The organism is Salmonella sp. 32070601201500089SM, from assembly GCF_017573605.1.
Classification (GTDB): domain Bacteria; phylum Pseudomonadota; class Gammaproteobacteria; order Enterobacterales; family Enterobacteriaceae; genus Salmonella; species Salmonella enterica.
The window spans coordinates 439,372-450,470 of sequence record NZ_JAGETK010000002.1 but is presented as its reverse complement, the minus strand read 5'-3'; the positions used below and the strand labels follow the sequence as shown (position 1 = coordinate 450,470).

Annotated in this window: 10 protein-coding genes, 2 tRNA genes, 1 other RNA gene and 2 pseudogenes; 5 read left to right on the top strand and 10 right to left on the bottom strand. The window is 46.1% G+C overall.

All coding sequences use genetic code 11. The features are described 5' to 3' along the window. From J4728_RS05775 to J4728_RS05765, 3 genes and pseudogenes are all read right to left on the bottom strand, one after another. Positions 1–400, bottom strand: a pseudogene (locus tag J4728_RS05775) (oxaloacetate decarboxylase); the annotation flags it as partial. Between the two features lie 15 nt (positions 401–415). Beyond that, positions 416–664, bottom strand: a complete 249-nt coding sequence (locus J4728_RS05770; RefSeq protein WP_208211388.1) for an oxaloacetate decarboxylase subunit gamma — start codon at positions 662–664, stop codon at positions 416–418. Between the two features lie 49 nt (positions 665–713). Then, on the bottom strand, positions 714–1,982 hold the full coding sequence (locus tag J4728_RS05765; RefSeq protein ID WP_000074128.1) for an SLC13 family permease: 1,269 nt from the start codon (positions 1,980–1,982) through the stop codon (positions 714–716). A 222-nt stretch (positions 1,983–2,204) separates the two neighbouring features. On the opposite strand from J4728_RS05765, the pseudogene J4728_RS05760 reads away from it, so the two are divergent. Continuing rightward, positions 2,205–3,172, top strand: a pseudogene (locus J4728_RS05760) (LysR family transcriptional regulator). Here J4728_RS05760 and J4728_RS05755 read toward each other — a convergent pair. Further along, on the bottom strand, positions 3,173–4,063 hold the full coding sequence (locus J4728_RS05755; RefSeq protein WP_000405927.1) for a LysR family transcriptional regulator: 891 nt from the start codon (positions 4,061–4,063) through the stop codon (positions 3,173–3,175). 129 nt (positions 4,064–4,192) lie between these two features. On the opposite strand from J4728_RS05755, the gene J4728_RS05750 reads away from it, so the two are divergent. Together J4728_RS05750 and J4728_RS05745 are read left to right on the top strand one after the other, a co-directional pair. Continuing rightward, on the top strand, positions 4,193–5,038 hold the full coding sequence (locus J4728_RS05750) for a fumarate hydratase (RefSeq protein WP_000086831.1): 846 nt from the start codon (positions 4,193–4,195) through the stop codon (positions 5,036–5,038). A gap of 14 nt (positions 5,039–5,052) precedes the next feature. Then, positions 5,053–5,598 carry a FumA C-terminus/TtdB family hydratase beta subunit gene (locus J4728_RS05745; RefSeq protein ID WP_000970374.1) on the top strand — a complete coding sequence of 182 codons (546 nt, stop codon included), beginning with the start codon at positions 5,053–5,055 and terminating at the stop codon, positions 5,596–5,598. Positions 5,599–5,691: 93 nt separating this feature from the next. Here J4728_RS05745 and aroG read toward each other — a convergent pair whose 3' ends face one another. Continuing rightward, the gene (aroG, locus tag J4728_RS05740; RefSeq protein ID WP_001109233.1) at positions 5,692–6,744 is read right to left on the bottom strand and encodes a 3-deoxy-7-phosphoheptulonate synthase AroG; all 1,053 of its coding nucleotides are present in this window, start codon (positions 6,742–6,744) and stop codon (positions 5,692–5,694) included. A gap of 319 nt (positions 6,745–7,063) precedes the next feature. Between aroG and J4728_RS05735 the strand changes: the two genes are divergently transcribed. Together J4728_RS05735 and zitB are read left to right on the top strand one after the other, a co-directional pair. Continuing rightward, complete coding sequence (locus tag J4728_RS05735; protein ID WP_000784380.1) at positions 7,064–7,450, top strand: YbgS-like family protein; 387 nt, start codon at positions 7,064–7,066, stop codon at positions 7,448–7,450. Between the two features lie 110 nt (positions 7,451–7,560). Continuing rightward, the gene (gene zitB / locus J4728_RS05730; RefSeq protein WP_000951250.1) at positions 7,561–8,499 is read left to right on the top strand and encodes a CDF family zinc transporter ZitB; all 939 of its coding nucleotides are present in this window, start codon (positions 7,561–7,563) and stop codon (positions 8,497–8,499) included. Here zitB and pnuC read toward each other — a convergent pair. The 5 genes from pnuC to J4728_RS05705 all read right to left on the bottom strand — a co-directional run bounded on the left by pnuC (position 8,496) and on the right by J4728_RS05705 (position 11,018). Continuing rightward, positions 8,496–9,215 carry a nicotinamide riboside transporter PnuC gene (gene pnuC / locus J4728_RS05725; protein WP_000345373.1) on the bottom strand — a complete coding sequence of 240 codons (720 nt, stop codon included), beginning with the start codon at positions 9,213–9,215 and terminating at the stop codon, positions 8,496–8,498. The two genes, zitB and pnuC, sit on opposite strands and share 4 nt — an antisense overlap. Positions 9,216–9,239: 24 nt before the next feature. Continuing rightward, positions 9,240–10,283 carry a quinolinate synthase NadA gene (gene nadA / locus J4728_RS05720; RefSeq protein WP_000115334.1) on the bottom strand — a complete coding sequence of 348 codons (1,044 nt, stop codon included), beginning with the start codon at positions 10,281–10,283 and terminating at the stop codon, positions 9,240–9,242. A 294-nt stretch (positions 10,284–10,577) separates the two neighbouring features. Next, a non-coding RNA gene (locus J4728_RS05715) (RtT sRNA) lies at positions 10,578–10,703 on the bottom strand. A gap of 29 nt (positions 10,704–10,732) precedes the next feature. Next, a tRNA-Lys gene (locus J4728_RS05710) sits at positions 10,733–10,808 on the bottom strand. 134 nt (positions 10,809–10,942) lie between these two features. Continuing rightward, a tRNA-Lys gene (locus tag J4728_RS05705) sits at positions 10,943–11,018 on the bottom strand. Positions 11,019–11,099: the final 81 nt, after the last annotated feature.

The following is an 11,099-nucleotide window of genomic DNA, read 5'->3' as shown; positions in this document are numbered from 1 at the left end:
GGCTGCGCACCGCCTGCAGTGCGGCTTTCATATTGCGCGGGTCGTTCATGGCATCGAAGACGCGGAACACATCCATGCCGTTTTTCACCGCGCGTTCAACGAAGCGTTCCACCACGTCATCGGCGTAGTGGCGGTAGCCGAGCAGGTTCTGGCCGCGCAGCAGCATCTGCAGCGGGGTTTTGGGCATGGCTTTTTTGAGTTCGCGCAGGCGGACCCACGGGTCTTCGCCGAGGAAACGGATACAGGCGTCAAAGGTGGCGCCGCCCCAGCATTCGAGGGAGCCGTAGCCCACGTCGTCGAGCTGAGCGGCAATCGGCAGCATATCGTCAAGACGCAGGCGGGTGGCGAACAGGGACTGGTGGACGTCACGCAGGACGACGTCGGTAATGGCAATAGTCATGGATCCCTCCGGGAATTAAGCGTTAAGGCGGTGATGGTGAATGGCGGCGGCAATCACCGGCTTTAAGCGGGTGAAGTCGTCCACGACGGGCGCGGCGGCGGCAGGTGCCGCCTTCGGTACTGGGACCGGTTCAGGGAAGAAACGGTTGACGGCGGCGGACATGCCGCGGATGGCGAAAATCAGCAAGAACAGAAACGCCAGCACGAACCCCATGCCGAGGAACATCAGAGTGAAGCCTTCACCTAATAGCACCGAACTATTCATAATAAAGTCTCAAATTTAATAATCTAAAATAGAAAAGTAATATCAGGCATTAATAGAAGGGATAAAATATCGGTAGTAAAATCATACTAACGATAAAACAAACCAAACTAATCGCCAATCCGGGTTTTAAGAAATCTTTAAATTTAACATTCCCCGGGCCAATAATCATTGAGTTTGCTGGAATAGCCATTGGGGTACAAACAGCAACACTACTCGCAATAAAAACAGCAATAACAACTGCACGAGGGTCTGCGCCAATAGATTGTGCGATAGTCCATCCTACCGGGCATAACAACGTACATGCTGCAGTGTTACTCATTACTTGAGTCAAAGCCCATGTAAGTATCCACAATGACGCCATAATAATCATAACGCCAGAATCTCCGGTTACTGAAATAACGGCATTAGCAATCATTTCTCCAGCACCAGTAGAATTAAGCGCGGCTCCTAAAGGCATCATAAACGCAAGCATGAAAACAGTTAGCGTTTCAAAAGAATTAAAAGTTTCCTTTTGTGTTAAAACGCCAGCAAATACAAGAACAATAGCCGCACAACACGCAATAATATGCATTGGAGGCAGAAACTTAATATAATCAGTTGCCACCATTCCAGCGATAGACAGAATAAAAACGGCTAAAGTTAAATTTCTATGCCAGGCCGGAATTTGGCTATAATCCATTTGAGAATCAGATTGTGTATTTCCATCACGATCTGCGATGAGTTTTGAACCGAAGAAATAGAGAAATATAGAGCATGCAATCAGCAAAGGAATACCAATTTTAGCGTATTCGAAAAATGGCACCGACAGACTTCCCTTACTAAAAGTTTCAATAGTATTTTTAGCAATCAGATTTCCTGGCGAACCGATAATAGAAATATCAGCACCGATTGTTGCCCCAAAAACCAGAGGCATAAGAAGTTTAATAGGCTTAATCTGACTACTGGCGGCAATACCTAAAACAATAGGAATTAGCACAGCAACTGTTCCGCTATTAGAAACAAAGGCAGACATAACTCCACCAATAAGAAAAATCAATACACTAAGGCTTCTTTCTGTTTTAGCATATTTTAGTAAAATTTTACTTGATTGCCATGCCAAACCTGTTTTAAAAAATGCCGCACCGAGTACACACATGGCGACGATAAGAATAACATTCGCATTTACGATTGAAGCAAAAATATCCTTAGCATCGATAACACCGGTAAAATAAAGTGCCATTGGGACCATAAATGCAACTAATCCCATAGGAAGACGATCGCTAACAAAGATAATTATTGCAACCACTAAAACCAACAAAGTAATAATCGCTGGTGACATGTATACGTCCTTATATTATTAGGGTACAAAAACAACTCATTACAGTCATGAATACAACTGCAACAAGCATAAATCACATGTTATACTAAAATTACATCTAATTAATTTCTATTGAGAAAGAATACACTCACATAAATAACAACACTTACCCGACAAAGGCATAACATATTCTTACTGCTTTTGTTTCTGTTTAATCAAATAATTTCCTCTTAAAATCTGTCTGTGTATAATGCTACTTATATAAATGAAACTCATCCAATGCTAATAAGGTTGCAGCTTATGCAATATCGGCATCACCTCGAACTAACATGGCTCGAAGACTGTCTGGCTCTAAAAGAAACGTTGAATTTCTCAAAAGCGTCTGCCTCAAGATATGTGACTCAACCCGCATTTAGTCGTCGGATACAATCTCTCGAAGAATGGGTGGGTACGCCCCTTTTTGAAAGAAGTAAACGGGGAGTCACCCTTACCAAGGCCGGAGAAGTATTTACAGACCAGCTTCCCGAACTGATCCACTCCTTGTACACATTGAAAAGTGATACCCTTGAGGCCGCAGGTAATAAACAACCTAGTCTTGTTTTTTCAGCAACGCATGCTTTGTCTTTCTCTTTTGTACCGCATTTGTTAAAACAGAGTGATAAAATTGCAAAATTTGGTTCATTTCGTCTTTTATCTGACTCATTGAATGCGTGCGAAAAAATGATGCGGCAGGGAGATTCACAATTTTTGCTGTGTCACCATCACCCACATATGCATCTAAATTTAAATAAAAATAACTTTATGAGCATTCGTCTTGGGTTTGATACATTAATTCCATTCAGTAAACCAGACTCAGAAACGTTAAAACCGTTGTGGAATATAAATAATAAGATTCAATTCCCTTACCTTTCTTTTTCATCACAATCAGGTCTGGGAAGAATAATAGCAAATACAGCGTCTATTAACAGAATTACCCATAATATAAATGTTGCCTTTGTGGCCGATCTGGCAGCAACACTATTGGCGATGGTGTTGCCTGGATACCTCAAAGCCTTGCCAGGCAAGATATAGAGGCTAAAACTATTGTTACTGCAGCGGAAAAAGAAAGCAATTTATGGGTACCCATAGAAATAAGACTTTATAGACCAGCCAAGAGAATGCCTCCAGATGCCGAAGAGCTATGGGAAATTTTTGTTGAAGAACAAATATAATTATTTAATTGTAAAATGTTCTTTAATATAATCCTCAATGAATTTAATTAACGCTCTGGTTGCATATGATAAATATTTATCTTTCTTCCAGGCCAAACCAATCGTAACATAAGTCGGCTCAGTCATGGCCTTGGTTATTACTTTTTCGGCTTTAAGATCGACAGCGTCCAAAATGAAAGAAATTCCTTCATTTTTAGCAACCAGATCTATGTTGGTTTGAACCCTGTTTGATGATAGAAAAATATGTGTATGAATTCCTCGCTTTGTACATTCTTCAATAATCGTTTTTCTATGCCAGGAATCTTTTTTCATTAGTATCAATGGCTCATATTGTAGATCTTCCCAATCGATACTATCCTTTTTTGCCAGAGGATGTTTATCTGACATACATACCACGTGCTGCTGAGTCATTAATGGTACCGTAACTAATTCTTTTGGACAGTCATTAATAATAACAATAGCAAGATCCAGCTCTCCAGCAGAAAGTTTATCATGTAAACCAAAAGTCCCCTCTTCAACAAGAGAGAGTTCCATCTCTGGATAAATCTCTCGGAAATGCTTGAAGAGCGGTGAAAAAAGAAACAAACTTATCATCGGTGGGATCCCCAAAGTTACTATGCCACCATTTTCATTACGATAATCTTTCATTTCCGCTACGCTATTTTTTAACGCAATAAGGATAGGTTCAATTTTTTGTAAGAAAAACATGCCCTCCTCAGTAAGGACAAGTTTATTTTTCTTTCTATCAAATAATGTCACCCCTAATTCAGTCTCTAACTTCTTAATAGCAATGGTGATATTAGGTTGAGAAACAAAATGCCGCTCAGCAACTCTGGTTAAGTTACCTAACAAAGAAGCGCTTACAAAATATTCTAATTGTCTAATTTCCATCTATTTTCCACTACTATAAATAAAATTTATCATTTAATAAAAATAACATATTTCCTTCCTACAATGAATACGAATATCATGAAAATGTGATCAATGGATAAAACAATGCAACATAGCACTGGAGGGAGTATGAGTCGTATATTAAATACAGAAATTATCATTCCGGTTATCGAAAAACTTGTAAAAAAAGCTTGTTATGAACTGGATGATAATCTCATGTGTTCTTTTCGTAAAGCATATGATAAAGAAGAGTCAAAGATCGGCAAGGAAACCATTAAGATATTAATTGATAATGGAGAGTATGCAAAAAAAGAACAACTTGCATGCTGCCATGATACCGGCACTTGTATCGTTATAATGGAAATTGGACAACATGTATGCTGGGAAGGTAAGCCGCTTAAAGATCAGGTGAACCAGGGTGTTCGCCAGGGCTATGAAAATGGATACTTAAGAAAATCCATGGTTGCAGATCCATTAGAACGTATTAATACTAATGATAATACTCCTGCAATTTTACATACTGAAATTGTTGATGGTGACCGAGTGACAATTACCGTTATGCCAAAGGGCGGCGGTAGCGAAAATATGGGAACTTTTAAAACATTGCTTCCCGGCGATGGTATTGATGGTATAAAAGATTTTGTTCTGGAAACTGTCCGTCGTGTAGGAGGCAATCCATGCCCTCCTTATATTATTGGTATCGGCGTTGGCGGTACAATGGATCACTGTTCGTGGATGGCTAAGAAAGCATTATTACGCCCTCTTGGTGAGTTCAATGCTAAACCACTTTATGCCCAGCTCGAAGCTGAATTATTAGAGGCCGTGAATAATACAGGGATCGGCCCTTTAGGTATGGGCGGGCGTATTACGGCGTTAGGCGTGCATGTCGATTACTATCCTTGCCATATCACTGCACTGCCAGTCGCAATCAATTTCCAATGTAATGCAAGCCGCCACGCTAGTGAAATCATTTAATACCTGGAGAAGCTATGATGGAATTAACATTACCATTGACTAAAGAGAAAGCGAAAACTCTTAAGGTCGGCGATATATTATTTCTCACTGGATTTGCTTACACCTGCCGTGACGCCGCGCATAAAAAAATCGAAGTAGCGCTTAGTAACGGAGAAAAATCACCGGTCGATTTTCAAAACCAAACGATTTACTATGCTGGCCCCTGCCCTGCCAGACCTGGTTTACCTATTGGCTCCAACGGTCCTACAACGGCCGCGCGTATGGACCCATTTGTAGAAATGATGTTTCAACAAGGGGCAACTGCGTTTCTTGGCAAAGGCGATCGTGCTGATTATGTCGCTGAGCTTTGTAAAAAATACGGTGGGGTTTCGCTACTCGGGATTGGAGGAGCGTCTGCAATTAATACAAAACATGTTAAATCAGTAGAAATTGTTGCCTACGAAGAATTAGGAACAGAATCCATTAAGAAGTTATATTTTGACCGCTATAGAGTCATTGTAGGAATTGATTCGGAAGGAAATACTCTCCAGAAGCAGGAAGTACCCAAGTACGCCAAATAATAATACATTAATATTGGCAATATCGGTCCGGTAGGCTGTTACCGGACCGATATGTTTTCTATCCTGCACTTCACCACAGGATAGAAACTAAACTTAGCCGCGACGGGCTTTTACCGCTGCCGACAACTGACGAAGCAGCGCATCGGTATCTTCCCAGCCAATACAGGCGTCAGTAATGCTTTTACCGTAGGTCAGCGGCTGACCGCTTTCCAGACTCTGGTTTCCTTCTACCAGATGACTCTCTACCATCACGCCAATAATCGCTTTTTCACCGCCCGCTATCTGCTGACAGACATCGGCGCAAACCTCCATCTGCTTTTGAAATTGCTTACAGGAGTTGGCATGGCTGAAATCGATCATGACCTGCGGCGTCAGTCCCGCTTTGATGAGGCCTTCTTTCACCTCAGCAACATGTTGCGCGCTATAGTTTGGCGCTTTACCGCCGCGCAGAATGATATGGCAGTCGCCGTTGCCGCTGGTATTCACAATCGCCGAATGACCCCATTTAGTGACGGAGAGGAAGCAATGCGGCGCGCCGGCGGCGTTGATGGCGTCAATGGCGACTTTAATCGTGCCATCAGTACCATTTTTAAAACCGACCGGACAAGAGAGGCCAGACGCCAGTTCGCGATGAACCTGGGATTCAGTAGTCCGCGCGCCAATGGCGCCCCAGCTCATCAGATCGGCCAGATATTGCGGCGTGATCATATCGAGGAATTCGCCGGCGGCAGGCAGGCCGCTGTCGTTAATATCCAGCAGCAGTTTGCGCGCAATACGCAGACCGTCGTTAATCTGGAAGCTGTTATCCATGTGCGGATCGTTAATCAGCCCTTTCCAGCCGACGGTGGTACGCGGTTTCTCAAAATAGACGCGCATGACAATTTCAAGCTCGCCTTGAAGCTCATCGCGTAGCGCCAGCAAACGGGCGGCATACTCTTTCGCCGCTGCCGGATCATGAATTGAACAAGGACCGATCACAACCAGCAGACGATCGTCATTGCCTTTGAGAATTTTATGGATGGCTTTGCGCGCGTGAGCAACGGTATTCGCTGCATTTTCCGTAGCGGGAAACTTTTCCAGCAGCGCGACCGGAGGTAATAACTCGTTGATTTCTTTAATGCGTAAATCGTCGTTCTGATAATTCATGTTTATTCCAGTGTTGCCGTACTTATCCCAATGAATGCAATCCCTCCAATCTATCTCTTCAATTAAATAGTGTAAACGGGCTTTTACACTTTGAACGGAATAATCCTGGAATTCAGGAAAAAAACGCACAAATGTAGCGAAAAATGGGATCTAACCTACACTTTTTAACTGTAACCACTCTGTTTATGAATTATTGCAAGATTCTCTGCTGCGTTAACCCGCGGCGGCGAACGCTTTTTATCCCTTATTTGAGGATTTGACTGACACGTGCACTGTTGGAAGAGGTTATCCGACATATCCACCATAACAGGAGCATCTTATGAAAATGACAAAACTGACTACGCTTTTACTCACCGCTACCCTCGGCCTTGCCAGCGGCGCAGCGTTAGCTGCTGAATCTAACGCGCAATCCAGTAATGGCCAGGCGAACTCGGCGGCAAATGCCGGTCAGGTTGCCCCGGACGCCCGCCAGAATGTAGCGCCGAATGATGTGAATAACAACGACATCAATACCAACGGCAATACTAACAGCACGATGCAGCATCCAGACGGTTCAACCATGAATCATGACGGAATGACCAAGGATGAAGAGCATAAAAATACCATGTGTAAAGACGGTCGCTGCCCGGATATTAATAAAAAAGTGGAAACCGGTAATGGCGTCAATAATGACGTGAATACCAAAACCGACGGTACCACACAGTAATGCAGAAAAAAGTCTGATAACGGGAGAGCTTTCGCTCTCCTTTTTATTTTGTCAGCGAAAAATCAGTATGATGTCTACAGTATTGATGAGAATAACAAAGGAATGACGTTATGGCGCACTCACACTCTCATGCCGATTCACACCTGCCGAAAGATAATAATGCTCGTCGCCTGCTTTTCGCCTTTATCGTCACTGCCGGATTTATGCTCCTTGAGGTGGTGGGCGGGATACTCTCCGGCTCTCTGGCGTTGTTGGCGGATGCGGGACATATGCTCACCGACGCGGCGGCCCTTCTCTTTGCGCTGCTGGCGGTTCAATTTTCCCGTCGTCCCCCGACTGTTCGCCACACTTTTGGCTGGCTAAGACTCACCACACTGGCGGCTTTTGTGAATGCCATTGCGTTGGTGGTCATTACCCTTCTCATTGTCTGGGAAGCGATAGAGCGCTTTTACACGCCACGTCCGGTGGCGGGCAATCTGATGATGGTAATTGCGGTTGCGGGTCTGCTGGCGAACCTGTTTGCGTTCTGGATACTCCATCGGGGAAGCGATGAAAAAAACCTGAACGTGCGCGCTGCCGCGCTACATGTGATGGGCGATTTGCTGGGTTCCGTCGGCGCAATAGTCGCCGCGTTGATCATTATCTGGACGGGCTGGACGCCAGCGGACCCGATTCTCTCTATTCTGGTTTCGGTACTGGTACTACGCAGCGCCTGGCGTTTGTTAAAAGATAGCGTCAACGAATTGCTGGAAGGCGCGCCGGTTTCACTGGATATTAATGCCTTACAGCGCCATTTAAGCCGGGAAATCCCCGAAGTCCGCAACGTACACCATGTGCATGTCTGGATGGTCGGCGAAAAACCGGTCATGACATTGCACGCTCAGGTCATTCCGCCACACGACCATGATGCGCTGCTGGAACGTATCCAGGATTTCCTGATGCACGAATACCATATTGCGCACGCTACGATTCAGATGGAGTATCAAGTGTGTCACGGCCCGGACTGTCATCTGAATCAGACGCCATCCGGGCATGTTCATCACCATTAACGGGAAAGCGCGCGCGATCCTCGCTCCCGCGCGCTGTTTATCCACAGGCGACTACCGTTCACGGCGATAAATGTCAGGATCAGATATTCCAGCGACATCGCATAGACGCCCTGCAAAGCAAAAATCACCACACTGATCACGTTGATTACCACCCACAGGAGCCAGTTTTCGACATATTTGCGTGTCATCAGAATCATCGCCGCGATAGACAGCACCATCATGCAAGAGTCCCAGAACGGGAAAGCGTCCGGTTGCAGTACAGGCATTGTCACCTGTAACCCCAGCATCTGCATAATGGCGACGGCCACGCGCGTCAGGACGGCGAATACGGGATCGATATATCGCGTCATCAAACCGATAACTATCACACATATCGCCAGCCATGCCATTGCTTTTGGCAACGGCAGCCAGCGGATTTTAAGCTCGGCTTGATTATCCTTTGTTTGCCGCGACCACGCATACCAGCCATAAATATTGGCGGCAAAGAAAAAGAGTTGCAGCAACAGGCTGGCATAAAGCTGGATCTGAAAGAAAATAATCGCAAACAGGGTGACGTTAACCAGTCCAAAAAAGTAGTTGCTGATCTTCTCCAGACTGGCAAGCCAAATACAGAGCAGGCCGGCGATGGTTCCTACCGCTTCGATCCACGAGAGATCGTACCCGCCAGCGCCAATCGGAATATGAATCAGTATGTTGTGCGTACTAAAAAAATCCATTCTCTCCCCCAAAGATTTCCGTCTTTACGCCCGAAGTGTAGCCGCAAAATCCAGCATCCGGTTGAGCGGCAGTAATGCGCCCTCGCGTAGCGCCGCATCAACCTGTATTTCATGCGCCGCGCCTCCCTGCTCCAGCCCTTCAGCAATGGCTTTCAGGCCATTCATCGCCATCCACGGACAGTGCGCGCAGCTACGGCAGGTCGCCCCCTCGCCAGCCGTGGGCGCTTCAAGCAGTTCTTTTTCAGGCACCGCCTGCTGCATTTTGTAGAAGATGCCGCGATCGGTCGCCACGATAAGCTGTCTGTGCGGCAGCGTTTTTGCCGCCTTAATAAGCTGACTGGTGGAGCCCACCGCATCGGCCATCTCGACAATGGACTGCGGCGATTCAGGGTGAACCAGAAGAGCGGCATCGGGATAGATTTTTTTTAAACGGGTCAACGCCTGGGTTTTAAACTCGTCATGCACGATACACGCCCCTTGCCAACACAGTACATCGGCCCCGGTCTGTTTTTGCACGTAATTCCCCAGGTGTCTGTCCGGCGCCCAGATAATTTTTTCCCCCAAACTATCCAGATGCTCAATCAGTTCTACGGCGATACTGGAGGTCACAACCCAGTCCGCACGCGCTTTAACAGCAGCCGAGGTGTTAGCATAGACCACTACGGTTCTGTCAGGGTGCGCATCACAAAAAGCGCTAAATTCGTCTATTGGGCAGCCTAAATCCAGCGAACATTCCGCCGCCAGCGTAGGCATAAGAATGTTTTTTTCCGGGCTGAGGATTTTGGCGGTTTCCCCCATAAACCGTACGCCCGCTACCAGTAACGTGGATGCGGCGTGCTTCGCGCCGAAACGGGCCATTTCCAGCGAGTCGGAAATACAGCCGCCGGTTTCTTCTGCTAACTGTTGAATTTCCGGATCGGTGTAGTAGTGCGCCACCATGACGGCATTGCGCTCTTTGAGCAAACGCTTGATTTTCTCACGATAAAATTGCTTTTCATCGTCGTTCAACGGCGTTGGTTTCGGCGGGAACGGGTAGATTGCGGCTTGTGGGTCAAACATTACGCTCATCGTGGCTTCTCGTTTTACTGACTTAACGAAACAACCGAATGAAAGCGTAATAAACGCCACAATCGGTTAATTTGTTTTATATGCTAAACAAGATAGCTGATTCAATAAGGAAAGTCACAATAATTACGTAGCCCCGTATCTGATGGCGGCGTAACGTCTTATCTGGCCTACGTGAGCGGTGCCGTCTGTAGGCCTGATAAGCGCAGCGCATCAGGCAAGACCCGAACCTGCGGCAGGTTCGAATCTTCCATATCGCAGATAGCAAAAAAGCGCCTTTAGGGCGCTTTTTTACATTGGTGGGTCGTGCAGGATGACTCGCTTCGCTCGCCCTTCGGGCCGTCGCCGTAAACGGCTCCGTTGTCTCACTGCGTGAGACCCGGACCTGCGGCAGGTTCGAATCTTATAAATCGCAGATAGCAAAAAAGCGCCTTTAGGGCGCTTTTTTACATTGGTGGGTCGTGCAGGATTCGAACCTGCGACCAATTGATTAAAAGTCAACTGCTCTACCAACTGAGCTAACGACCCCTTGGATAAGGGTTACTGCTTCAATCATTCAGGATGGTGGGTCGTGCAGGATGACTCGGCTTCGCCTCGCCCTTCGGGCCGTTGCTAAAGCAACATTATCCTTCACGTTCTCTACCAGTTACCACCTTGTATATTGGTGGGTCGTGCAGGATTCGAACCTGCGACCAATTGATTAAAAGTCAACTGCTCTACCAACTGAGCTAACGACCCATACGGGTGCTGCCTGAAAGATTTTACTCGGACCATCTAAAGATGGTGGGTCGTGCAGGATGACTCGGCTTCGCCTCGCCC